The following is a 22,637-nucleotide window of genomic DNA, read 5'->3' on the forward strand; positions in this document are numbered from 1 at the left end:
TGCCAGCTTCGAGGGCCCCACTGGCGAAACGAGGTGTTATGTCATGCTCCAGCTGATCCTCGGTGGTGCCCGGTCCGGCAAAAGCCGCCTCGCCGAAAAGCTTGCCAGCGACAGTGGCTTGCCCGTCACGTACATCGCCACCAGCCAACCGCTGGATGGCGAGATGAGCGCGCGTGTCGCCCTGCATCGCCAGCGTCGCCCCGACCATTGGGGGCTGATCGAAGAACCCGTTGAACTGGCGCGGGTACTGCGCGACAACGCGGCAACCGAGCGCTGCCTGCTGGTGGATTGCCTGACCCTGTGGCTCACCAATCTGCTGATGCTTGAGGATTCGCATCGTCTGGCCGCCGAGCGCGATCAACTGCTGGAAACCCTGGTCGCGCTGCCGGGTGAAATCATTTTTGTCAGCAACGAGACCGGTCTGGGTGTCGTGCCGCTGGGCGAATTGACTCGCCGCTATGTGGATGAAGCCGGTTGGCTGCATCAAGCCTTGGCCGAGCGATGTCAGCGTGTTGTCCTGACCGTCGCCGGCCTGCCCCTGACTTTGAAAGGTACTGCGTTATGACTGACACCTGGTGGCTCAACCCGTGTAAGGCGATTGACACTCAAGCCTACGAACACGCCCTGGCACGCCAACAGCAACTGACCAAACCGGCCGGCTCCCTCGGCCAGTTGGAAGCGCTGGCGGTGCAATTGGCCGGCTTGCAGGGCCAGGTCAAACCGTCGGTGGAGGCGCTGTGGATCGCCATCTTCGCCGGTGACCATGGCGTGGTCGCGGAAGGTGTGTCGGCGTTTCCCCAGGAGGTCACCGGGCAGATGCTGCACAACTTCGTCAGCGGTGGTGCGGCTATCAGCGTCTTGGCGCGGCAGCTGGAAGCACAGTTGGAAGTGATCGACCTGGGCACGGTGACCCCGTCCCTGGACCTGCCCGGTGTGCGTCACCTGAACATCGGCGCGGGCACCGCCAATTTTGTCAACGGCCCGGCCATGACCGAGGCCCAGGGGCAACGTGCCCTGCAAGCCGGTCGCGACAGTGCGCGGCGTGCGTTGGCTAGCGGTGCACAGCTGTTTATCGGCGGCGAGATGGGCATCGGCAACACCACCGCCGCCAGTGCCCTGGCGTGTGCCTTGCTCGACTGCCAGGCCAGTGACCTGACGGGGCCGGGCACCGGCTTGAATGCCCAGGGCGTGAGCCACAAGGTGGCCGTGATCGAGCGCGCACTGGCGGTGCATGCCGCCCAACGCGGCGATGTCTTGCAGACCCTGTTCAATCTCGGCGGCTTCGAGATCGCCGCGCTGGTCGGTGCATACCTGGCGTGTGCCCAGGAAGGCATCGTGGTGTTGGTGGATGGGTTCATCTGCACCGTCGCGGCACTGGTCGCCACGCGCCTGAACCCGGCATGCCGCGAGTGGCTGGTGTTCGGCCATCGCGGCGCCGAGCCTGGCCATCGTCATGTGCTGCAACACCTCGACGCGCAGCCGTTGCTGGAACTGGGCCTGCGCCTGGGCGAAGGCAGTGGTGCGGCGCTGGCAGTGCCGTTGTTGCGCCTTGCCTGTGCATTGCACGGGCAGATGGCGACCTTCGCCGAAGCCGCCGTGGCGGACCGCCCGGCATGATCTTGCACCTCGACCTGCTGCGCCACGGCGAAACCGAGCTGGGTGGCGGCCTGCGCGGCAGCCTGGACGATGCACTCACCGCCAATGGCTGGGTGCAGATGCGCGAGGCCGTGGTGGCGCGGGGGCCGTGGGACCGCCTGATCAGTTCGCCGTTGCAACGCTGTGCGCGATTTGCCGAAGAATTGGGCGCCCGGCTCAAGCTGCCGGTGACGCTGGAGAAGGACCTGCAAGAGCTGCACTTCGGTGCGTGGGAAGGGCAGAGTGCGGCGACCTTGATGGAGACCGACGCCGAAGGACTGGGGCTGTTCTGGGCCGATCCTTATAGCTTTACACCGCCGGACGGGGAACCGGTCAGCGCCTTTTCCGAACGGGTTCTGGGTGCTGTCTCACGTTTGCATCAGGCGCATGCCGGTGAACGGGTGTTGTTGATCAGTCACGGCGGTGTGATGCGCCTGTTACTGGCGCAGGCGCGTGGCTTGCCCCGGGAGCAGTTGTTGAACGTCGAGGTCGGTCATGGTGGGCTGTTCAGCCTGCAGGTTGCGGCTGACGGAACTCTGAAGGAAGGGGAGTAGACGTGCTGCCATTCTGGATCGCCCTGCAATTTCTCAGCAGCCTGCCGATTCGCCTGCCGGGCATGCCACAGCCTCAGGAACTGGGGCGTTCGCTGCTGTTTTATCCGGTGGTAGGCCTGTTGTTCGGCGTGCTGTTGTGGGCGCTGAACAGCGTATTGATGGGCGCGCCATTGCTGCTGCATGCCGCACTGTTACTGACTGCCTGGGTATTGCTCAGTGGCGGCTTGCACCTGGATGGCCTGGCGGACAGCGCCGATGCCTGGCTGGGCGGCTTCGGTGACCGCGAGCGCACGCTCACGATCATGAAGGACCCGCGCAGCGGGCCGATTGCCGTGGTGACGCTGGGGTTGGTGCTGTTGCTCAAATTCACCGCGTTGGTGGCCTTGATCGAGCAGCAGAACGGCGTGGCACTGATGCTGGCGCCGCTGATCGGCCGCGCCTCGATGCTGGCGCTGTTTCTCACCACGCGCTATGTGCGTGCAGGGGGACTGGGCCAGGCACTGTCGGATCATTTACCGAGGATTGTCGGTCAACAGGTACTGATCCTCAGTGGTCTTGCCTGCATCCTGATTGGCGGCTTCAGCGGCGGGGTTGCGGTATTGCTCGCGGCGGTCTGCTTTCTGGGGCTGCGCCAACTGATGGTCAATCGCCTGGGCGGCATCACCGGTGACACCGCTGGGGCCTTGCTGGAGCTGCTGGAAGTCGTGGTGTTGGTCGGCCTGGCGCTGTAACACTTTCTTGCATTTCCTTAATCGCGGGTATATACACGTTCCATGCTTGCCTCCCAATGTTTATGTACCAACCTGCGACGTGCCGCCCGTGGCGTCAGCAGGCATTACGACGGCGCTCTCGACGGCTTCGGGATCAACGTCGCCCAGTATTCTTTGCTGTGCAACCTGCAACGACTCGACCAGCCGAGCATTTCCAGCCTGGCGGAAGCCATGGGCCTGGATCGCAGCACCTTGGGCCGCAACCTGCGGGTGCTGGAAGGCGAGGGCCTGGTGCAACTGGTGGAAGGCGACGACCTGCGCAATCGCCTGGTGATGTTGACCCGGGAGGGTGAGGCGCGACTCGCCGCCGCATTACCCGCCTGGGAGGCGGCGCAGCAGAAATTGATCGATCAACTCGGCGCGGAAAAACGCGAAACCTTGTTGGCCTTGCTGGACGAACTCGCCTGAAAGGGAGTTTGTTCGAATACAAGCGGGTATATACCCGCGAGCGGAGAATAAGAAATGACCTCGATGTGGCGCACCAGTGGCTGGATTCTTGTGGGGAGTGCGCTGATCCTGGCGTTGTCGTTGGGCGTGCGCCACGGTTTCGGCCTGTTCCTGGCGCCGATGAGCAGCGAGTTTGGCTGGGGCCGCGAGACCTTCGCCTTCGCCATCGCCCTGCAGAACCTGATCTGGGGTCTGGCGCAGCCGTTCACCGGCGCCCTGGCCGACCGTTTTGGTGCCACCAAAGCGGTGTTTGTCGGCGGTGTTCTGTACGCCGTTGGCCTGGTGTTGATGGGCATGTCCGATTCGGCGTGGTCGTTGTCCCTCAGTGCGGGCTTGTTGATTGGTATCGGCCTGTCCGGCACCTCGTTCTCAGTGATTCTGGGTGTGGTCGGCCGCGCGGTGGCGCCGGAAAAACGCAGCATGGCGATGGGGATCGCCAGTGCTGCCGGTTCGTTCGGCCAGTTTGCGATGGTACCGGGCACGCTGGGTTTGATCAGTTGGCTGGGCTGGTCGGCGGCATTGCTCGCACTGGGCTTGATGGTGGCGCTGATCCTGCCGCTGGTCGCCATGCTCAAGGACCGGCCGCTACCGGCGCTGGCCGGCCAGCAGACCCTGCGTGAAGCCTTGAAGGAAGCCTGTTCCCATTCCGGCTTCTGGCTGCTGGCGTTCGGCTTTTTTGTCTGCGGTTTTCAAGTAGTGTTTATCGGCGTGCACCTGCCGGCTTACCTCGTAGACCAGCACTTGCCGGCCACGGTTGGCACCACGGTGCTGGCTCTGATTGGCCTGTTCAATATCTTCGGGACCTACACCGCCGGCTGGCTCGGCGGGCGCATGTCCAAACCACGCTTGCTGACGGGCTTGTACCTGCTGCGTGCGGTGGTGATCGTGCTGTTTCTGTGGGCGCCGGTCACCGAGATTACGGCCTACCTGTTTGGCATGGCAATGGGCTTCCTGTGGCTATCCACGGTACCGTTGACCAACGGCACCGTGGCGACGCTGTTTGGTGTGCGAAACCTCTCCATGCTGGGTGGGATCGTGTTCCTGTTCCACCAGTTGGGTTCGTTCCTGGGTGGCTGGTTGGGCGGGGTGGTCTATGATCGAACCGGCAACTACGATTTGATCTGGCAGGTGGCGATTCTGTTGAGCCTGCTCGCCGCCGCCCTGAACTGGCCGGTGCGTGAGCGGCCGGTGGCGCGCTTGCAGGCGCAGATGGAGGCGGCATGAGTGTAGCGTTACGCGGTCTGATCCTCGTCGCGGGGCTGCTCCTGGTGCTGCTGGCCTGGTGGGGCTGGCAGCATGGCGGGCTGGCGTTGATGCAACTGGGTATGGCGATCTGTTAAGTTCGTGGTCTGAATACTTTTAAGGACACACGATATGCAGATGCGTTGGCTCGCTGTACCCGTCCTGATGGCCATTGGCAGTGTCGCCCTGGCCGCCAGTTGCCCGCCGCTGCTGGAGGGCCAGTTGCCCAAGCTGCGCGCCAAGGAATCCATCGACCTGTGCCAGCGTTTTGCCGGCAAGCCGCTGGTTATCGTCAACACTGCCAGCTTCTGCGGGTTCGCCCCGCAGTTCAAAGGCCTTGAGGCGTTGTACCAACGCTACAAGGGCCAAGGGCTGGAAGTGATCGGCGTGCCGTCCGATGACTTCAAGCAGGAAGCCAAGACTGGCGAAGAGACTGCCAAGGTCTGCTACGTGAATTACGGCGTGACCTTCACCATGACCGAGCCACAGAAGGTCAAGGGACCGGATGCGGTGCATCTATTCAAGGTGTTGGCGCAGCAGACCGACGCGCCGCCGAAGTGGAATTTCTACAAGTACGTGGTGGATCGGCAGGGCAAGGTGATTGCCAATTTTTCCAGTTTGACCAAGCCGGACAATCCGGATCTGATCAAGGCGGTGGAACAGGCGATCGCCTCCAAACCTTGAGGGCCAGCCATTAAAAAGCCCCGCTTCCTTTGCAGGAGAGCGGGGCTTTTTCATGCGGTGTCAGATCAGAACTTGTACGTTACGCCCAGGCCAAAACCGTTGGCGCTGTTCTCGTACTTAGCATTGTAGGACTGGCCCAATGCGTTGGCGCGAGCGACCTTGACTGGTTCTTCCTTGAGGTAGGAGTAAGCCAGATCAACGGTCATATTCGGCATTACATCGTAACCAAGGCCGAGACTGAAGATAGTCCGGTCACCGGTTGGGATGCGCGGCGAACGGTCTTTGTTGTTGGTCGGCGACTGGTCGAAGGTCAGGCCGGTACGCAGCACCACTTGCTTGGTGACGCGATACGAGGTACCCAAGGCATAGGCCCAAGTGTCGTGCCAGTTCTGGTCTTCTTTGATGGTACCGACAATTTGCGGAGCCAAAGCACCGCTACCGGCTGCGGCCGATACACCTTCGTTATTGACGGTAATGTCTTTCAAACGGCTCCAACGGGTCCAAGTAGCGCCTGCGTAGAGTTTCCACGCGTCGCTCATATCTTGAGTAACCGAGAAGTCCCAGGATTCAGGCGTGTCGATCTTCAGTGACGCGTCGTAGCGGCCATTGTTCAGCAGCGTAGCCGGAACGTTGGTGCCTTTGGTCACTTCAGTATGGCCTTCGAGCTTGTACTTCACTTTCGAGTGGTAGGTCAGGCCCACGCGAGTTGTATCAGTGGCTTGAACCAGCAGGCCGGCATTGAAGCCGACGGCGGTGTCATCTCCCTTGATCTTGATGTTGTTGGAGCCGGTACCATTGATTGGCAGGTTGATATCGGACTCGAGCGTACCAGCGATACGGTTGATGGTCGGGCCAAAACCAATGGAAACCCGATCGTTGAAGGCGTAGCTCACCGTAGGCTGGAAGGTGATGACAGTCACTTCGCTTTTGCTGCCAAAAGCTTTGCCTTGGAAGCCATTTTCGTAGTCTGTCACGAGGCCAAACGGAGCATAGACGCCGAAACCGACAGCCCATTGTTCATTGAGTTTATTGGTGTAGAAACCGAAAGGAACGGCAGTGAAAGGCACCATATCGCCTTTGTTCGTGCCTGAAGAGCGGCCGCTGACATCCTTGATGTTGCTTGAGGCATCAATCGCTGCAACACCGCCAGTGACTTGCTGGCCTTCAAGGCGAGCCATACCGGCAGGGTTACCATAAACGGTACTTGCATTTTCGGCAGAAGAAGAGCGGCCTGCGAAACCCGTTCCCATTCCCGCGACGTCTTGTTCGTTAAGGGCGAAGCCACTTGCGAACACGTGGGAAGAGGCCATTGCAACGGCGAGGCTAAGTGTGGTCTTGAGCATTACTTTTTTCATTATTAGAACTCCGTGGTGATCACCGCTGCGGAAAGTAACAATAAATTTAACATCGCGCTATAGGCTGTAATGCAGGAGATAGAGCGGTTTTGTAGGACAATCCGACCAAAATTCTGATTTTTTGGCGAATCTTGCAAATTGCCCGGTCAGCAAACCACCTGATTCATGGGTGAAACACAGGTTTGCCAGGCTTGAGTGAAATCGCGCAGCCTTCCTTGTGGATGAAAAATTTCTTTCCAGATACGTGCCATGCCCAGCACATCACCGGGCGGGGGCAGTGCAGGGGTGTGTTGTTCCACCAAAAGCCAGGCGATGGCCGTGGCATAACGCAGGTTGACCGTCAGCTCAAGTTGCGGTGCGCTGAGGAACGCGTGCTGGCTGGCGAGGCCGCGTACCAGGCTGGCGCGCTCGGGGTCCAGCGCCAGGTAGTCGTCCCACAACGCGCGGTGGCGCGGTTCGGTGATGCTGTACAGGCCGTGTCCACGCCGGTCGTGCAAGGCGGAACCGAGTTCCGACTGGCTGGCGGCAATGCCCAGCAGCAGTGACTCGGCCGTCGGGTTATGTCGGCCAAGGTACATCAACGTCGGCCTGATCACATAACGACACAATTCGCTGGCAGCGATACCCATACAAGCCTCAATCCGTGAAAGTGGTCGACGAGGCCTGAGAAGGTGGGGGCTTGGCAGCAGTGGATCGGATCTCAGGCTCGCCGGAAGCGGATCATGCCGCTTGAGTTGAAGTGTAGTGTCATATTTGCGATGTAAAGGACTGTTTTTAAAACATCTTCTTCATTTAGTTATAACGTTTATATCTATTTGAACTTAGTGCAAGAGCTCGGTGGGCAAATTCCGGGCAATAAAAAACCCTGCTTTTTAAACAGGGTTTTTGTGTTTCAGCGACTCGGGTCGATCAGGCAGTCAGTGCCTGACGGGTACGCTCGATCACGGCCTGCAGCGGTTCTGCGCTGGAGTATTGATCGGGGTACAGGCGTTCGCTGTGACGAGCGATGCCGTGTTCGTTGACCAGGGTGAAGCTGAAGCAGCCTTTGCGAGCGGCCATGATCAGGCAGTTCATTGGAGCAAAAGCGTTGGTGAGGGTGCGAATGGCATCCTGAGTGTGGATTTGAGCGTTCATAATTATTGGTGTTCCTACAAATGACACAGATAAGAACCGTGCCGTATTAAAACGTTCCAGTGACGTTGATCACCATTGATCGAACGAAGAACCCGACTGGAACAAAGCAGCCAGTTTGAAGCGCTATTAAGTTAGGCGCGCTTGGGCTGGCAGGTAGGTACTTAGGAGGGCAGGCGACACAACAGGGGCAAAGGTTCTGGGCCCAGGGTGAAGATCCTGATCAATTTGCAGGTTGGTTCGGTCAGAGTATGGAAACTTCGCGGCACCCTTTGCTTGTTCAAAGGCAGTGTCGTCGCAAGTGATACCTTGAAACCATCGAGGTGGTCGATCCCGTGTTGTACAAGGGAGTTGTTCGACCAGAATTGACTTTCAGCTTGGTACTAACGCCGCGGATAGTAACGGATTGAAACGGGTAAGGGAAGTGTGTTAGCCAAAAAACTTCAATCAGCCGCCCAGCAGGCCCCGATAAGCCAGTACCGTGGCTGCTGCTGCCAGCGAGCAACCCAGGCCGTAAGCGGCAAGGGTCAAGCGCAGGGATTGGCCGGTCTCGACCACTTTCATAACATCCCTCATATCGTTGATCCGGCCTTCGCCGAGCTCAATGCACAAGCTCACGGCCGTGAACGCCGCCGACAGCAGAATGGCGATGGCGAACAGTGCCCCGTCCGGAGAGGGCAGCGCCGCATTGATTCCCAAGGAAATGGCACAGATGGCCAGGAGCAGCACCGCGAACAACAGAATTCCCTTCATCGACCCCTCCACCGTTGCGCTGTAGGTCGGGGAGTGTGGCGAGCCCGGCAAGATTTGAAAAGTCCCTGGTTGGCCTTGGCGGTAACATCTTTGCAGCAAGTTGCTTCAAAAAACGCCCGTGATATAACCGTCGGATGGGTAGTTGTGCACATTAGTTGCGGGGTGTGTAACCACGCTGTCAACTGCTCTGAGGGGCTGCCATTTGCCTGCAATGGAAATTTAAGTCAATGAAAAATCTGGCTTTTTTTTATTGGTGAAAAAATCGTCAGTTTGACTGCGGCCCCCATTCCATGGGGCTTTGCGCGAGTTAAAGGGGGGTTGTCCACTGAGTTATCCACAGCTTCTGTGGATTGTCCAAAGCGCTTGCTCTAGAACGGGCGTGCAGAGTTTTTTCAGCTTTACCTGTACGAAAAAAAGAGTAGAGTGGCGCGCCTTCCGATCTGTCCCACAGTGCTTTATGAAGTTTCGCTCAGTATCACCTTCTGTTACCGATACCCCTCAAACTGTTACCGCCCCCAAGCGCTTCTCCTTGAAAGTTGCCTTGTGGCTGCTCGACAGTCCGCGCCTGGGTCATAACACCAACGTCAAACACTTCGCCGGGCGCTTGCTCAAGCAGCCCGCCCGTGAAGGCGTGGTCGCTGCCCAAAGTCGCCTGGGCCAACTGATGTGCCGTGAATGTGGGAATGCCCGCGACCGCCGCATCGGCCACGACCTGTTGCGCCTGGCGGCCCGTGCCGGCGACCGTCGCGCCCAGCGTGAACTGGGCCAGGTCGAAGACTGAGCTGTCCTCAGGCCCTGGGCTCCGCTAACCTTGCTTTTTTTCGGTGATGGCAGACATGTCTATGGTTTTTGACTGGACCAGTATCGCCCTGGGCCTCGCCGGCGCTGCCGTGCCTTTATTGGCGGTGTGCTGGCAGCTTCAGCGGCGTCTGACCGCCCGCATGACCGGCTGGGAACTGCTCGAAGAGCGCCTGGCCACCGCACAACTGGCCCAGGAGGGCCTCGCCGCGCAGTTGGATGCCAGCCGCGACGAGATCAGCGATCTGAGCCAGGCCAACGCCGCCAAGCAGGCCGACCTGGCTGCCTTACGCCGCGAAGTCGAGCTGCTGCAGATCGACCGCGACAATGCCCGCGACGCCGCCCACGCCTGGAACCTCGACCGCAGCGCCAAGGAGACTGAGCTGCGCCGCCTCGACGCTCTTTCAGCTGCCTTGCGCGCCGAACTGCGCGAACAACAGGACAGCCATCAACAACGCCTAACCGACCTGCAAGGCTCGCGGGATGAGCTGCGCGCGCAGTTCGCCGAGCTGGCCGGCAAGATCTTCGATGAGCGCGAACAGCGCTTTGCCGAAACCAGCCAGGAGCGCCTGGGCCAATTGCTCGACCCGCTGAAGGAGCGCATTCAGTCTTTCGAAAAGCGCGTGGAAGAAAGCTATCAGAACGAGGCGCGCGAGCGTTTTTCCCTGGCTAAAGAGCTGGAGCGCCTACAGCAACTGAACCTGCGTCTGTCGGATGAAGCCACCAACCTGACTCGTGCGTTGAAGGGCCAGAAAACCCAAGGCAACTGGGGGGAGCTGATCCTTGAACGGGTATTGGAGCACGCGGGCCTGGAAAAAGGCCGTGAGTACCAGACCCAGGTCAGCCTCAAGGGCCCGGATGGCGAGCGCTTCCAGCCGGACGTGCTGATCATGTTGCCTGGTGACAAGCAGGTGGTGGTGGATTCCAAGGTCAGCCTCACCGCGTATCAACAATACGTGGCGGCGGATGATGAGGTCATCGGCCAGGCGGCCCTGAAACAGCACGTACTGTCGCTGCGTAATCACGTCAAGGGGCTGGCGAGCAAGGATTACAAGCGCCTGGAGGGCCTGCACAGCCTGGATTTCGTGTTGCTGTTCGTACCTATTGAAGCAGCGTTTTCCGCTGCGTTGCAGGCCGAGCCGAACCTGTTCCAGGAAGCCTTCGACCGCCATATCGTGATCGTCAGCCCGACCACGTTGCTGGCCACCCTGCGCGTGATCGACAGCCTGTGGAAGCAGGAACGCCAGAGCCAGAATGCCCGGGAGATCGCCGAGCGCGCCGGTTGGCTGTACGACAAGTTCGTGTTGTTTATCCAGGACCTGGATGAAGTGGGTAACCGTTTGCAGCAGTTGGATAAGGCTTACAGCGCAGCACGTAACAAGCTGACGGATGGGCGCGGAAATCTGGTCAGCCGGACTGAGCAATTGAGGTTGCTCGGTGCGCGGGCCAGCAAGAGTCTTCCTGCTGATTTGCTGGAACGGGCGATGACCGATTCAGATGGCGTGGCCCATCTGCCCGAGTAACGGTAGGCGTCGGCCTGCCGTCTCCTACAAAGGCAGGTGCCGACTCAACAATGCCCGCAACGCTGCCGGTTTCACCGGCTTGGCCAGGTAATCCAACCCCGCCGCATGCACCTCGGCCAGCATCTCCGGACGGCCGTCGGCGCTGATCACCACACCGGGAATCGGCTCCGCCAATTGCGCGCGCAGCCAACCCATCAGTTCAGTCCCGGTTTCGCCATGGTCCAGATGGTAGTCCACCAGCGCCAGTTGCGGACGCACGCCATCGGCCAGCAATGCCGCGCATTGCGCCTGGTCGGTGGCGGTCCAGACTTCGCAGCCCCAGCGCGTCAGCAGGCTGCGCATGCCGATCAGGATGCTTTCTTCGTTATCCACGCACAGCACCTGCGCACCGCTCAGCGGCAGGCCGGTTTCCTGCGGCGTCCTGACCTGCGGGCTGGTCTGGTTGCGGGCCAGCGGCACGCGCACGCTGAATACGCTGCCCTTGCCGGGCCATGAACGCACACTCAGGCGGTGGCCCAGCACGCGGCACAGGCCGTCGGCGATCGCCAGGCCCAACCCCAGGCCTTTCTCGGCGCGGGTCTGGTGGCTGTCCAGGCGCTTGAATTCCTCGAAGATCACCTTTTGTTTATCCGGTGGGATTCCCGGGCCACGGTCCCACACTTCCAGGCACAGCGCGTCTTTACGTCGGCGTACGCCGAGTAGCACCGGGCCGTCGGCATAACGGAATGCGTTGGTAAGAAAGTTCTGCAGAATCCGGCGGAGCAACTTGATGTCGCTGTCCACGCGCAAACGACTGCCGCGCAGGCGGAAGCGCAGACCTTGCTCCTGGGCCAGCGCCTTGAACTCGGCGCCCAAGGTGTCGAACAGTTCGTTAAGCACAAAAGGCTGGCGCTGCGGATTGATCTTGCCGTTTTCCAGGCGCGAAATATCCAGCAGGTCGCTGATCAGGTCTTCGGCGGAACGCAGTGAGCTGTCCAGATGCTGCACCAATTGCCGGGCTTCGCTGGAGAGGCCGTCCTGCTGGTGGGAGAGGGCGGCGGAGAACAGGCGCGCGGCATTCAGGGGTTGCATCAGATCATGGCTGACCGCCGCCAGGAAACGCGTCTTCGACTGGCTGGCGGACTCGGCCACGCCCTTGGCGTCGGTGAGCGCCACGTTCAACTGCGACAGTTCGTGGGTGCGCTCGGTGACCCGTTGTTCCAGGCCTTCGTTGGCCTCTGTAAGGGCTTGCTCGGCTTCACGGAACGCAGTGATGTCGGTGAAACTCATCACGAAGCCACCGCCGGGCATCGGGTTGCCGATCAGCTCGATCACGCGACCATTGGGAAACAAGCGTTCAGACGTGTGCGCACGGCCCTGGCGCATCCAGTGCAGGCGGCGCGCCACATGCACTTCGGCCTCACCTGGCCCGCACAAGCCACGTTCGGCGTTGTAGCGGATGATGTCGGCAATCGGCCGGCCGACGCTGATCAGTCCGTCCGGGTAGTTGAACAGCTCCAGATAACGCCGGTTCCAGGCCACCAACTTGAGGGACTGGTCGACCACGCTGATACCCTGGGTGATGTTCTCGATAGCGCCTTGCAGCAAGGCGCGGTTGAACTGCAGCACTTCCGAGGCTTCGTCAGCGATGCGTACTACGTCCTCCAACTGCATTTCCCGCCCTTCAATGGCGGCTTTCACCACGGCACGGGTCGAGGAGGCACCGAGTACACCGGCCAGCAACCGCTCTGTGTGGGCGATCCAGTCGTTGTCGGCATTCTGGTTGGGGTTGAAGCCTTTGCCCTGACGATAGGCGAAGCGGATAAAACTCTGCTGGGCGCGTTCTTCACCCACAAAGCGCGCGGCCAGGCTGAGCAAATCACTGATCTGCACCGACAGCATCGAGCGGGCGCTGGCGCGTTGGCTGATTTCCTGGCCAATAAAACGCCCGGCTTGCCAGTGTTCGGAAACCCGCGTGCGCGACAGCATCGACACCCACACGAACAGCGTGAAGTTGCCCGCCAGCGAGAACACGGTGCCCAGGGTCAACGACGTCACGGACAGACCCAGTGGGTGGGAATGCATCCACGTCAGTCCTGGGAAAAGGCTGAGGGACCAGCCCAGGCTTTTCGCCGTTACCGGTAGGACCAAGGTGTAGAACCATAGGAAAGTGCCCGCTGCCAGCCCGGCAAACACGCCGCGTCGGTTGGCCTGTTTCCAATACAGCGCACCGAGCATCGCCGGTGCCAGTTGAGTCACGGCGGCAAAGGCGATCTGGCCGATGGTCGCCAGGCTCGCGGTGGACCCCAGCAGGCGGTAGCTGACGTAGGCCAGCAACAGGATGATGACGATGCTGACTCGGCGTACCGACAGCATCCAGTGGCGGAACACTTCGAACGGGCGCTCGGCACTGGAGCGGCGCAGCAGCCACGGCAGTAGCATGTCGTTGGAGACCATGGTCGACAAGGCGATGCTCGCCACAATCACCATGCCGGTGGCCGCCGAGGCGCCGCCGATAAAGGCCAGCACCGCCAGCGCTGGGTGGGCTTCGGCCATGGGCAGGCTGATCACGTAGGAGTCCGGCAGCACCGAGCCCGGCAGCATCATCTTGCCGCCCAGGGCGATCGGTACTACAAACAGAGCGGCCAGGATCAGGTAGGCGGGGAACACCCATTTGGCCAGACGCAGGTCCTGAGGGTCGATATTTTCCACCACCGTGACATGAAACTGCCGCGGCAGGCAGATGATCGCCATCATCGCCACGCCGGTCTGCACCACCATCGACGGCCAGTTGACGGTCTCTTTCCAGTATTCCTCCAGCCGTGGCGCCAACATGGCCTGGCTGAACAGGTCGCCGAAACCGTCGTACAGGCCGTAGGTCACAAACGCGCCGACCGCCAGGAAGGCGAACAGCTTGACCAGGGATTCAAACGCGATCGCCAGCACCATGCCCCGGTGGTGCTCCGTCGCGTCGAGGTTGCGCGTACCAAACACGATGGTGAACAGCGCCAGCACCAGCGACACAATCAACGCGGTGTCCTGGGCGCGGGTGCCGGTGGTGTCCGCGCCCGCGCCGATCAACAGGTTCACGCCCAGCACGATGCCTTTGAGTTGCAGGGCGATGTAAGGCAATACGCCGACCAGGCAGATGAGTGCGACCACCACCGCCAGCGATTGGGATTTGCCGTAGCGCGCGGCAATAAAGTCGGCAATGGAGGTGATGTTTTCCTGCTTGCTGATCAGAATCATCTTCTGCAGCACCCAGGGTGCCAGCACCAGCAGCAGCACCGGCCCCAGGTAAATCGGTAAAAACGCCCACAGCTGTTCGGCGGCCTGGCCTACGGCGCCAAAGAAGGTCCAACTGGTGCAATAAACTGCCAGCGACAGGCTGTACACCCAGGCACGCATGCGCGGCGGCAGTGGCGCACGGCGACGGTCACCGTAGAAGGCGATGGCAAACATAATGGCCATATAGGCCAGGGCAACGGCGGCGATCAGCCCGCTGGACAGCGTCATGGTAACTCCGAGCATAGGAACGCCCGGGCATTCCAGGCCCGGTTGGACAGTCTCGCATGATGCCTGGGGTTAGTCAGTGTCGACCAAGGTCGTGTGGGATCGAATGTCGCAGGTCATTCAGCGCGGTGGCAGGGTTTTCTGGCGCAGGATGTAGATTGTCACCAGCACGGCGCTGGTCAGCATGAAGCCGCGCGCCCACGGTAGGGGCACTAAATAGCAGGACACGCCGATGCTCAGCCACATCAAGCCGATGGCGTAGACCTTGCCCTTGAGCGGGATGCCGTTGCCGTCCAGGTAATCACGGATCCACGGGCCAAGGCGCGGGTGTTGCACCAGCCAGTGGTAGAAACGCGGGGAGCTTCGGGCGAAGCAGGCGGCGGCGAGCAGCAGGAAGGGCGTGGTCGGCAATACCGGTAGGAAAATGCCGATGACCCCCAGCGCTACGCTCAGCCAACCAATGGCCAGCAGCAGGTAGCGCAGGAGCAGCGGACGGTTGCCCATGGGTGTCACGGGCAAACGACTCAGTGGTGACGTGGCTTGAGGATCGCCGGTTTTTCGTCAGGGGCGTTGCACAGCAGGTACAGCGCGGTGAGGGCTTCCGGGATCTGCACGATCATGTCGTCCATCAGGTTGGCGTCGGCGGCGATGTCGGAGAACTCCGGCTGGTCGTCGAACAGACCCGAACCGACCATGATCGGCAGCAGCATTTCGCTGACTTCTTCCTCGGCGGTTTCAAACCAGGCGGCTTCGCGCAGGAACACGCCTTCCATGAAGCCGATGCACCAGCCGCGCAGGTCGGAGTCATCCGGCTCTTCGCCCAGGTCCAGTTCGCACGGCAGCTCGAACTCTTCGTCCGAGGCCAGCTGGCGACCGATGTGGGCCTTGAGGGCCAGCAGGGTGGCTTCGATTTCTTCGCGTTGGGCGGCGTCGGTGTAGTGCGGCTCTTCGGCGAACAGCGCGTCGATCCATTCACGGTCAGGCACGACCTCGGAGCAGATCGACAAGGCGGTCAGGTAGCCGTGGGCGGCCACGTAGTCCAGCGCCTCGTCATGCAGCTCATCGGCGTCGAGGAAGGCTTGCAGGCGGGTTAGTTGCTCAGCGAAGGACATTGAAGAGTTACCTTGGGAATAAACGATGCTGAATTCTAGGCTTTCTTGAGCGCCCAGGCCAGCCGCACGGCATTTTAGATCGTGGCGGCTATTCGTCAGTGATGCCCTTTGCCGCAGATCGCTCGGGTATACTGCCGCGTTTTGTGATGCCCTTGCAGGCCAAGCGCCAGCCCGCGAAAACTTCGCTTACGGATTATTTCCCGTGAAAGCGTGTTTTTTCGGCCAGCCTGTACAGAGGGATTTCGGCACCATTTTGGAGTTTTACATGCTCGAGCAGGCTCAACGCGTCCTCAAGGACATCTTCGGCTACGACAGTTTTCGTGGCCGCCAGGGTGCGATCATTGAGCGCGTGGCCAGTGGCGGTGACGCACTGGTCCTGATGCCTACCGGTGGCGGCAAGTCTTTGTGCTTCCAGGTGCCGGCGCTGTTGCGCAATGGCTTGGCGGTGGTGGTATCGCCTTTGATTGCATTGATGGACGACCAGGTGGCAACCCTGGAAGAGCTGGGTGTCGCCGCCGCATCGTTGAATTCCACCCTCAGTGCCGAACAGCAGCGTGACCTGGCCGCTCGCATCAAGCGCGGTGAAGTGAAGATGCTCTATCTGGCGCCCGAGCGTCTGGTGCAGCCGCGCATGCTGGCGTTTTTGCAGAGCCTGGAAATCGCCCTGTTCGCCATCGATGAAGCCCACTGCGTATCGCAATGGGGTCATGACTTCCGCCGCGAGTATTTGCAGCTCGGCCAATTGGCGGAGCTGTTTCCCGATGTGCCGCGCATTGCGCTGACCGCGACCGCCGACAAGCGCACCCGGGAAGAAATCGTCGAGCGCCTGCATCTGCAGAACGCCGAACGCTTCCTCTCAAGCTTCGACCGACCGAATATTTTCTATCGCATCGTGCCCAAGGAGCAGCCGCGCAAGCAGTTGCTGGCGTTCCTCTCCGAGCGGCGCAGCGATGCGGGCATCGTCTATTGCCTGTCGCGCAAGAAGGTCGATGAAGTGGCTGCGTTTCTCTGCGAGCAGGGCTACCCGGCGCTGCCGTACCACGCCGGCCTGCCCAACGAAACGCGTTCGGCGCACCAGAAGCGCTTCCTCAACGAGGAAGGCCTGATCATGGTGGCTACCATTGCGTTCGGCATGGGCATCGACAAATCCAACGTGCGCTTCGTGGCGCACATGGATTTGCCCAAATCCCTCGAGGCGTACTACCAGGAAACCGGGCGTGCCGGCCGTGACGGTTTGCCGGCGGATGCGTGGATGGTCTACGGCCTGCAAGACGTGGTGATGCTCAAGCAGATGTTGCAGAACTCCGAAGGCGACGAGCGACACAAGCGCCTGGAGCAGCACAAGCTCGACGCGATGCTCTCGCTGTGTGAGGAAACCCGCTGCCGGCGCCAGACCCTGCTGGCATATTTCGATGAAGACATGCCTGAACCCTGCGGTCACTGCGATAACTGCGTCGATGGCGTGCAGACCTGGGATGCCACCGAGCCGGCACGCCAGGGTTTGTCCGCTATCTACCGCACCGGCCAGCGTTATGGCGTGGGCCACTTGGTGGATGTCTTGCTGGGCAAGGACAACGAGAAAGTCCGCAGCTTTGGTCACGAAAAGCTCTCGGTCTACGGTGTCGGCAAGGCCCGCGCCGAAGGCGAATGGCGTTCTCTGTTCCGGCAGATGGTCGCGCGTGGATTGGTAGACATCGACATCGAAGGATTCGGCGGCTTGCGTCTGAATGACAGTTGCCGGCCCTTGCTGAAAGGCGAGGTCAGCCTGGAATTACGCCGCGACCTCAAGCCGCAGACCACCGCGAGGACCAGCACCAGTCAGGCCAGCCAACTGGTGCGTGGCGAGGAGCGCGAGCAGTGGGAAGCCTTGCGCACCCTTCGGCGCAAACTGGCACAGGAACACAGCGTGCCGCCGTACGTCATTTTCCCCGACTCGACGCTGTTGGAAATGTTGCGCGAACAGCCCACCACCATGGCCGAGATGGCGCGCGTCAGCGGCGTGGGGGCGCGAAAGCTGGAGCGTTACGGCCAGGCGTTCCTCGAAGTGCTCGGCGGCCAGGCCGAAGCGCCGAAGGAGGTCGCCGATATCCGCCACGAACTGATCAGCCTGGCACGCGCCGGCATGACCCCGATCCAGATCGCCGGTCAGTTGCAATGTTCGGAAAAAAACGTCTACACCTTGCTTGCCGAATCCATCGGCAAGCAGCAGTTGTCGTTGGAGCAGGCCCTTGACTTGCCAGAGGATCTGCTCGGTGAGATCCAGGATGCGTTCCTCGACGGCGAGGGCGAATTGCCACCTGTTGCGGAGATTGCGCCGCTGTTTACCGGGCGTGTTCCAGAGGGGGTTTTGTACTGCGTGCGCGCGGCTTTGCAGTCTGAGTTCGAAATTTAGTGTGGCAATTACGACAATGTAACGAATCAGTACATAGCAACTCTTGCCTATGGGCAAAGCTCATGCTTAGCTGACTAATAATTAGCCACACTTTATTTTCAGTCTAAACAATGAGTTTTTTATGTCTTTAACCGATCAACATCGTTTTGGCATGCAGCTGGCGCAAATGTCCCGTGGGTGGCGCGCCGAGCTGGACCGCCGTCTGGCGGGGCTTGGTTTATCCCAGGCGCGCTGGCTGGTTCTGCTGCACTTGGCTCGTTTTGAAGAAGCACCCACCCAGCGTGAGCTGGCGCAAAGCGTCGGCGTCGAAGGGCCTACACTGGCTCGCCTGCTGGACAGCCTTGAAGGCCAAGGCCTGGTGCAACGCCAGGCGGTGGTGGAAGACCGTCGTGCGAAGCGCATCGTGCTGTGTGATACCGCACGCCCCCTGATCGAACAAATCGAAACCATTGCCACCGCCCTGCGCCACGAGCTGTTTGTGGGGGTGGACGAAGCCGACCTGAGCGTGTGCATGCGCGTGCATGGGCACATCCTGGCGAATCTGGAAAAGTCCTGAAGAAACCACCGGGCGGGCTTGCTGTGGCCAGCGGTGCTGTGGTGGTGAGCAGATTTTTTGTGGCGAGCGGGCTTGTCCCGCGTTGGGCTGCGAAGCGGCCCCACTAAAGTCACCGCGTTTTTCAGCTAGAAATCAGTCGTCTGTTTTTGGGGCCGCTTCGCAGCCCAACGCGGGACAAGCCCGCTCGCCACAATAGCGCCGCTCTCCACACGGGTTCTGAGCAAGACGCTAAAACGTCTGCCCCAGGTTCAGATACACCGCCTTCTGGTTGTCATCGTTGAACCCATAGCTGAAATTCAGCGGCCCCAACGGCGTATCGAACCCCAGGAAAATACTCGCCGCGTTGATATAGCCGCTGTCGAATTCGTTGTCGTTGTTCCACGCCCGGCCGCGTTCAAGTGAAGCGCCCAGGTACAACGGGAAATCCAGTGGCAGGTACGAACGGGGCGTAAGCCTGCGGTAGTACACCGCCCGCATCAGGCTGACGTTCTGCCCCGAGATCGCATCCTGGCGGAAGCCCGATAGCTGTCGCGCCCCGCCCAGCAGGAAGCTGGAAATCACCACATCCGAATCATCCAGGGTGCGCCCGTAGCGTCCACCCAGCACCAGGGTGTCCGGACCGTGGCTCATGGCTTTGTCGAGCTTGAACTCCCACTGGCGGTAGCGCTGGTCCGAGCCCAGGCCGGGTTCGAACTCGCGGTAGGCCAGGCCGATGTCTTCGCCGGTGTGGGGGAAGTACACGTTGTCCAGGGAATCGAAGGAGTACTTCAGTTCATAGAAGCCTTCGCTGAAACTCACGCTGGGCAGGTCGCGGTCGCCGATGCGCACGTCCGCCTTGCCCCAGGCTTCGCCGACGCCGAAGCGGATCTCGCCGCTGTTGCCGATCTGGCGGCCGACGTTCAAGCCAAAACCGTAGCGTTCCAAGCGGTATTCGGAGATGGGGTCGTTGTCCAGGATCAGCTCGACGTTCTGCGCCTGGGCCCTGATGTACGGTGCGACAAAGTAGCGCGAGCCGGTGTCCATCGGCTGGTAGAACTCGCTGTACAGCTCCTGGCGGTCCCCGATCTGCACCCGCGTGAGCCATTCCGCACCGAGCCGGTTGATGCCATTCATGCGGTAGCTGGCGCCGAGGTTGAAGGCGCTGTCGCCGCGCATGTCATCCGACAGGTTCAGGCCCAGGCGCAGGTAGTCGGTGCCGCTGCGCTTGCCCCGCGCGCTGATCACCAGCGTGTTGTCCTGGCCCTTCTTGACCACGCGGTATTGCACTTGCTCGAAATAATCCAGGCCGTACAGGGTGCCCATGTCCGTTTGCAGGCGTCCCAGGTTGAGCGGCTCGCCCAGGGGTTGGCGAATGTAGTAGCGGATCACGTCGTCGCTGACTTTCGAATCGTTCTCCACGCTGATCGCGGTGATCACCGGGGTGCGTTCGCCCGGCGTGCGCGCGGCCACCAATTGCGGGTCGACCGGCTCGGCGGGGCGCAGGTGGGCCAGGCGCATGTCAAGGGCACGGGTGGCGCGGTAGCCGGCGTCGATCATGTCCTTGGCGCGGCCGAAGTCGGTCACGCCATAGGCGGCGAGAGGCGGCTGGATCAGCACGTCCTTGGGGTGCAGGTCCTTGAGTTGTTCCTCGGAATTGCGCCGAGTCATCAAGGTGATGGACTGGTTGAGCACGTCCACCACCGTGGCCAGTTGCTTGCGTGAACGCAGCGGGGTGCCGATGTCCACGACTATGGCGATGTCTACGCCCATCTCTCGCGCCACATCCAGCGGGATATTGTCGGTCATGCCGCCATCCACCAGTAGCCGACCGTCCAGTTCCACCGGTGCGAACACCGCCGGGATCGACATGCTGGCGCGGATCACCTGGGGCAGGTGGCCCTTGCGGAACACCACCTTCTCGCCGGTGGTGATGTCGGTCGCCACCGCCCGGAAGGGGATGGGCAACTTGTCGAAGTTACGCGTGTTGCTGGTGTGGGCGAACATGCTTTCCAGCAGCAGCGCCAGGTTCTGGCCCTGAATCACACCCAGTGGCAGGCCCAGGCTGCCGTCGTCGCGAAAGCTGAGTTTCTGCTTGACCAGGAAGTCCCGGTCATCCTGTTTGCGCCGGAACGGCACGTCTTCCCGCGGCGGTGCGTCGGACAGGGCCTGTTGCCAGTCGATACTCAGCGCCAGCTTTTCCAGTTCATCGATCTTGTAGCCAGAGGCATACAGCCCACCGATCACCGCGCCCATGCTGGTGCCGGCAATCGCGTCGATCTGGATGCCTTGTTCTTCCAGCGCCTTGAGCACGCCGATATGGGCCAGGCCTCGGGCGGCGCCGCCAGACAGCACCAGGCCGATTTTCGGACGGGGCGGTTCAACGGCGTCGACAAGCAGAGGGAGCAGGCACAGCAACAGGCAGGACAGCAGGCGGCGCATCAGGAATCTCGGGGCTGGGCGATAAAGGCCGGTATTATAGCCACTCGATCCGTCGAGCCCGTCATGCCAGGAGCCTTTCAAATTATGTCCACAAGCAAACCCGAGGTCGTCATCACCTATTGCACCCAGTGCCAGTGGCTGCTGCGTGCCGCGTGGCTGGCGCAGGAACTGTTGAGTACGTTTGCCGATGACCTGGGCAAGGTCTCACTGGAGCCGGCCACCGGCGGCGCGTTTCGCATCACCTGTGATGGCGTACAGATCTGGGAGCGCAAGGCGGACGGGGGCTTTCCCGAAGCCAAGGTGCTCAAGCAGCGCGTACGCGACCGGATCGACCCGCAGCGTGACCTGGGGCACAACGACCGTACGCAGTGAACGTCACCGCCCTATCAAGGGCGGTGACCCTCTGGTGCGGCCCTATTTGGCGGCCATCTTTTGTTTGATGAAGCCAATCAGCCACGTCAGTATGAGGCCGCCTATACCACCCCCCACAATGTTGCTGCCAACTGCCGCCACATCCAGCGCTTCACCGCCCGAGGTGCCCGTGAATGCCGCGACGACCTGGCCCAACACCAGTCCGCCGACACCCCCGATCAGTGTATTGAGCCCGGTCCCGAGGCTCTGTTTGGTCATGCCGGCGACGTTGCCGCCGACTGCCCCGCTGATGATCTGTACCAATAAGCTGATGAGCATTTCCATGGTAAAGCTCCCGCATCGCGTTGAGGTTGTGACCACTCGCTTGCAGCAACTTCAGAACACACCCTGGCTGTCATCGAGCTGTCGGATATCCGTTGAACGACTGCTGACTGTTGCGGATGTTTAAAGTATAGATCAGGCCGTTGCAGTGGGCTGTTTGGCCTGGCTGGCGCTGCCCATCAACCCCGACAGCACAATGGCGACGATGATCAGTGCGCCGCCCAGGAGCATGCGCAGCGTCGGCGTTTCGGCAAACAGCAACCAGGCGGCGGTGATGCCGTAGACCGGCTCCATGGCAAATACCACCGAAGCCGTGCGCGCCTTGATCACCGCCAGGCTGGCGACAAACAGGCTGTGGGCCAGGCCCGTGCAGAACACGCCGAGCAAACCGATCCATAGCCAGTCGATTGCCCGTACCTCGGTCAACCCCGGTGCCGCCACCGGCAACAGGCAAACCGCGACCACCACGTTCTGGCACAGCGCCGCCTGCACTGCGGGGATGCGGCCGGAGCTGGCGCGGTTGTTCAGCGATAATAGTGAAAACAACAGCCCCGAGGCGATCCCCCAGAGCAAGCCGCCCGTGGCTTCACTGGCAAGGTTGAAGTCCGGGGTGACCAGCACCAGCCCGACGCTGACCAGCGCCACCAGTACAATTTCGTTGGTGCGGATCCGCTCGCGGAAAATCAGCCCTTCGAGGATTACGGTAAACGCCGGGAACGCGGTGAAGCCCAAGGTTGCGACGGCCACACCGGCTACCTTGACGGCAATAAAGAAGGTCACCCAGTGCGCCGCCAGCAACACACCGCTCACCAGCAGCCGGCGCCAGTCGCGCAGCTCCAGTATCTTCCACGCCGTGTTGCTGGCGAACCGGGCAAACACCGCCAGGGCCACCACGGCAAACGCCGCGCGACCAAACACGATGATGGCTGGCGAAGCGGCCGCGAGTTTGCCGAATACGCCGGTAAGGCCAAACATCAATGCGCCGATATGCAGGGCGCCGAGGGCTGAGCGGGGAGTCATTGCGATCCTTGAGACAAGCGGGTGGCAAGTGCGCAGTCTAGTGGGTCGCCGGTGCGGATGTC

The 22,637-nt window shown here is 61.1% G+C and carries 22 protein-coding genes; 12 read left to right on the plus strand and 10 right to left on the minus strand.

Annotation, left to right across the window (positions count from 1 at the left end; all coding sequences use genetic code 11):
• The first annotated feature begins 43 nt into the window (after positions 1-43).
• The 7 genes from cobU (at position 44) to BMX59_RS13485 (ending at position 5,332) form a co-directional block, all read left to right on the plus strand.
• Positions 44-565 (plus strand): bifunctional adenosylcobinamide kinase/adenosylcobinamide-phosphate guanylyltransferase, encoded by a 522-nt coding sequence (gene cobU, locus BMX59_RS13455; protein WP_093122231.1) that lies wholly within the window; start codon positions 44-46, stop codon positions 563-565.
• A complete protein-coding gene (gene cobT, locus BMX59_RS13460) occupies positions 562-1,617 on the plus strand; it encodes a nicotinate-nucleotide--dimethylbenzimidazole phosphoribosyltransferase (RefSeq protein WP_093122235.1) in 1,056 nt (351 codons plus the stop codon). Before cobU ends, cobT begins: the two co-directional genes overlap by 4 nt.
• Positions 1,614-2,189, plus strand: coding sequence for an alpha-ribazole phosphatase family protein (cobC, locus tag BMX59_RS13465; protein WP_093122239.1), 576 nt, complete (start codon positions 1,614-1,616; stop codon positions 2,187-2,189). The genes cobT and cobC overlap by 4 nt, the downstream gene beginning before the upstream one ends.
• A 2-nt stretch (positions 2,190-2,191) precedes the next feature.
• The gene (locus BMX59_RS13470; protein ID WP_093122244.1) at positions 2,192-2,920 is read left to right on the plus strand and encodes an adenosylcobinamide-GDP ribazoletransferase; all 729 of its coding nucleotides are present in this window, start codon (positions 2,192-2,194) and stop codon (positions 2,918-2,920) included.
• Between the two features lie 42 nt (positions 2,921-2,962).
• Positions 2,963-3,367 (plus strand): MarR family winged helix-turn-helix transcriptional regulator, encoded by a 405-nt coding sequence (locus BMX59_RS13475; RefSeq protein WP_058424943.1) that lies wholly within the window; start codon positions 2,963-2,965, stop codon positions 3,365-3,367.
• A 63-nt stretch (positions 3,368-3,430) separates the two neighbouring features.
• Positions 3,431-4,630, plus strand: coding sequence for an MFS transporter (locus BMX59_RS13480; protein WP_170856058.1), 1,200 nt, complete (start codon positions 3,431-3,433; stop codon positions 4,628-4,630).
• 150 nt (positions 4,631-4,780) lie between these two features.
• A complete protein-coding gene (locus BMX59_RS13485) occupies positions 4,781-5,332 on the plus strand; it encodes a glutathione peroxidase (RefSeq protein ID WP_093122251.1) in 552 nt (183 codons plus the stop codon).
• A 65-nt stretch (positions 5,333-5,397) separates the two neighbouring features.
• Here BMX59_RS13485 and BMX59_RS13490 read toward each other — a convergent pair whose 3' ends face one another.
• From BMX59_RS13490 to BMX59_RS13510, 4 genes are all read right to left on the minus strand, one after another.
• A complete protein-coding gene (locus BMX59_RS13490; RefSeq protein ID WP_093122255.1) occupies positions 5,398-6,687 on the minus strand; it encodes an OmpP1/FadL family transporter in 1,290 nt (429 codons plus the stop codon).
• Between the two features lie 146 nt (positions 6,688-6,833).
• Entirely contained in the window at positions 6,834-7,316 is a 483-nt protein-coding gene (locus BMX59_RS13495; protein WP_092242982.1) for a hypothetical protein, read from the minus strand.
• Positions 7,317-7,596: 280 nt separating this feature from the next.
• Positions 7,597-7,821 carry a hypothetical protein gene (locus BMX59_RS13500; protein WP_005790139.1) on the minus strand — a complete coding sequence of 75 codons (225 nt, stop codon included), beginning with the start codon at positions 7,819-7,821 and terminating at the stop codon, positions 7,597-7,599.
• A gap of 444 nt (positions 7,822-8,265) precedes the next feature.
• A complete protein-coding gene (locus tag BMX59_RS13510) occupies positions 8,266-8,571 on the minus strand; it encodes a hypothetical protein (RefSeq protein ID WP_093122261.1) in 306 nt (101 codons plus the stop codon).
• Positions 8,572-9,028: 457 nt separating this feature from the next.
• On the opposite strand from BMX59_RS13510, the gene BMX59_RS13515 reads away from it, so the two are divergent.
• Positions 9,029-9,352 carry an SEL1-like repeat protein gene (locus tag BMX59_RS13515; protein ID WP_025855837.1) on the plus strand — a complete coding sequence of 108 codons (324 nt, stop codon included), beginning with the start codon at positions 9,029-9,031 and terminating at the stop codon, positions 9,350-9,352.
• A 175-nt stretch (positions 9,353-9,527) separates the two neighbouring features.
• The gene (gene rmuC / locus BMX59_RS13520) at positions 9,528-10,892 is read left to right on the plus strand and encodes a DNA recombination protein RmuC (RefSeq protein WP_170856059.1); all 1,365 of its coding nucleotides are present in this window, start codon (positions 9,528-9,530) and stop codon (positions 10,890-10,892) included.
• 24 nt (positions 10,893-10,916) lie between these two features.
• Here rmuC and BMX59_RS13525 read toward each other — a convergent pair whose 3' ends face one another.
• The 3 genes from BMX59_RS13525 to BMX59_RS13535 all read right to left on the minus strand — a co-directional run bounded on the left by BMX59_RS13525 (position 10,917) and on the right by BMX59_RS13535 (position 15,496).
• Entirely contained in the window at positions 10,917-14,387 is a 3,471-nt protein-coding gene (locus tag BMX59_RS13525) for a hybrid sensor histidine kinase/response regulator (protein WP_093122266.1), read from the minus strand.
• A 117-nt stretch (positions 14,388-14,504) separates the two neighbouring features.
• The gene (locus BMX59_RS13530; RefSeq protein WP_071491302.1) at positions 14,505-14,888 is read right to left on the minus strand and encodes a YbaN family protein; all 384 of its coding nucleotides are present in this window, start codon (positions 14,886-14,888) and stop codon (positions 14,505-14,507) included.
• A 20-nt stretch (positions 14,889-14,908) separates the two neighbouring features.
• A complete protein-coding gene (locus tag BMX59_RS13535) occupies positions 14,909-15,496 on the minus strand; it encodes a UPF0149 family protein (RefSeq protein ID WP_058424934.1) in 588 nt (195 codons plus the stop codon).
• Between the two features lie 265 nt (positions 15,497-15,761).
• Here BMX59_RS13535 and recQ point away from each other — a divergent pair, with 265 nt between their 5' ends.
• Together recQ and BMX59_RS13545 are read left to right on the plus strand one after the other, a co-directional pair.
• Entirely contained in the window at positions 15,762-17,888 is a 2,127-nt protein-coding gene (gene recQ / locus BMX59_RS13540) for a DNA helicase RecQ (RefSeq protein ID WP_092242990.1), read from the plus strand.
• A 121-nt stretch (positions 17,889-18,009) separates the two neighbouring features.
• A complete protein-coding gene (locus BMX59_RS13545) occupies positions 18,010-18,444 on the plus strand; it encodes a MarR family transcriptional regulator (RefSeq protein ID WP_058424932.1) in 435 nt (144 codons plus the stop codon).
• A 228-nt stretch (positions 18,445-18,672) separates the two neighbouring features.
• On the opposite strand, the gene BMX59_RS13550 is transcribed toward BMX59_RS13545, so the two are convergent.
• Positions 18,673-20,862 (minus strand): patatin-like phospholipase family protein, encoded by a 2,190-nt coding sequence (locus tag BMX59_RS13550; protein WP_093122273.1) that lies wholly within the window; start codon positions 20,860-20,862, stop codon positions 18,673-18,675.
• An 84-nt stretch (positions 20,863-20,946) separates the two neighbouring features.
• Between BMX59_RS13550 and BMX59_RS13555 the strand changes: the two genes are divergently transcribed.
• Complete coding sequence (locus tag BMX59_RS13555; RefSeq protein ID WP_093122276.1) at positions 20,947-21,234, plus strand: Rdx family protein; 288 nt, start codon at positions 20,947-20,949, stop codon at positions 21,232-21,234.
• Positions 21,235-21,276: 42 nt separating this feature from the next.
• On the opposite strand, the gene BMX59_RS13560 is transcribed toward BMX59_RS13555, so the two are convergent.
• Positions 21,277-21,558: a hypothetical protein gene (locus BMX59_RS13560; protein ID WP_093122281.1), complete on the minus strand. Its 282-nt coding sequence runs from the start codon at positions 21,556-21,558 to the stop codon at positions 21,277-21,279.
• Between the two features lie 132 nt (positions 21,559-21,690).
• On the minus strand, positions 21,691-22,575 hold the full coding sequence (locus tag BMX59_RS13565) for a DMT family transporter (protein WP_092242999.1): 885 nt from the start codon (positions 22,573-22,575) through the stop codon (positions 21,691-21,693).
• Positions 22,576-22,637: the final 62 nt, after the last annotated feature.

The organism is Pseudomonas sp. NFR09 (assembly GCF_900111535.1).
In the GTDB taxonomy this organism is placed as follows: Bacteria; Pseudomonadota; Gammaproteobacteria; order Pseudomonadales; family Pseudomonadaceae; genus Aquipseudomonas; species Aquipseudomonas extremorientalis.

Coding starts and splice junctions, on each gene's coding strand:
- cobU (WP_093122231.1), top strand. CDS start 44: ATGCTCCAGCTGATCCTCGGTGGTGCCCGGTCCGGCAAAAGCCGCCTC.
- cobT (WP_093122235.1), top strand. CDS start 562: ATGACTGACACCTGGTGGCTCAACCCGTGTAAGGCGATTGACACTCAA.
- cobC (WP_093122239.1), top strand. CDS start 1,614: ATGATCTTGCACCTCGACCTGCTGCGCCACGGCGAAACCGAGCTGGGT.
- BMX59_RS13475 (WP_058424943.1), top strand. CDS start 2,963: ATGCTTGCCTCCCAATGTTTATGTACCAACCTGCGACGTGCCGCCCGT.
- BMX59_RS13480 (WP_170856058.1), top strand. CDS start 3,431: ATGTGGCGCACCAGTGGCTGGATTCTTGTGGGGAGTGCGCTGATCCTG.
- BMX59_RS13485 (WP_093122251.1), top strand. CDS start 4,781: ATGCAGATGCGTTGGCTCGCTGTACCCGTCCTGATGGCCATTGGCAGT.
- BMX59_RS13490 (WP_093122255.1), bottom strand. CDS start 6,687: ATGAAAAAAGTAATGCTCAAGACCACACTTAGCCTCGCCGTTGCAATG.
- BMX59_RS13495 (WP_092242982.1), bottom strand. CDS start 7,316: ATGGGTATCGCTGCCAGCGAATTGTGTCGTTATGTGATCAGGCCGACG.
- BMX59_RS13500 (WP_005790139.1), bottom strand. CDS start 7,821: ATGAACGCTCAAATCCACACTCAGGATGCCATTCGCACCCTCACCAAC.
- BMX59_RS13510 (WP_093122261.1), bottom strand. CDS start 8,571: ATGAAGGGAATTCTGTTGTTCGCGGTGCTGCTCCTGGCCATCTGTGCC.
- BMX59_RS13515 (WP_025855837.1), top strand. CDS start 9,029: ATGAAGTTTCGCTCAGTATCACCTTCTGTTACCGATACCCCTCAAACT.
- BMX59_RS13525 (WP_093122266.1), bottom strand. CDS start 14,387: ATGACGCTGTCCAGCGGGCTGATCGCCGCCGTTGCCCTGGCCTATATG.
- BMX59_RS13530 (WP_071491302.1), bottom strand. CDS start 14,888: ATGGGCAACCGTCCGCTGCTCCTGCGCTACCTGCTGCTGGCCATTGGT.
- BMX59_RS13535 (WP_058424934.1), bottom strand. CDS start 15,496: ATGTCCTTCGCTGAGCAACTAACCCGCCTGCAAGCCTTCCTCGACGCC.
- recQ (WP_092242990.1), top strand. CDS start 15,762: ATGCTCGAGCAGGCTCAACGCGTCCTCAAGGACATCTTCGGCTACGAC.
- BMX59_RS13545 (WP_058424932.1), top strand. CDS start 18,010: ATGTCTTTAACCGATCAACATCGTTTTGGCATGCAGCTGGCGCAAATG.
- BMX59_RS13550 (WP_093122273.1), bottom strand. CDS start 20,862: ATGCGCCGCCTGCTGTCCTGCCTGTTGCTGTGCCTGCTCCCTCTGCTT.
- BMX59_RS13555 (WP_093122276.1), top strand. CDS start 20,947: ATGTCCACAAGCAAACCCGAGGTCGTCATCACCTATTGCACCCAGTGC.
- BMX59_RS13560 (WP_093122281.1), bottom strand. CDS start 21,558: ATGGAAATGCTCATCAGCTTATTGGTACAGATCATCAGCGGGGCAGTC.
- BMX59_RS13565 (WP_092242999.1), bottom strand. CDS start 22,575: ATGACTCCCCGCTCAGCCCTCGGCGCCCTGCATATCGGCGCATTGATG.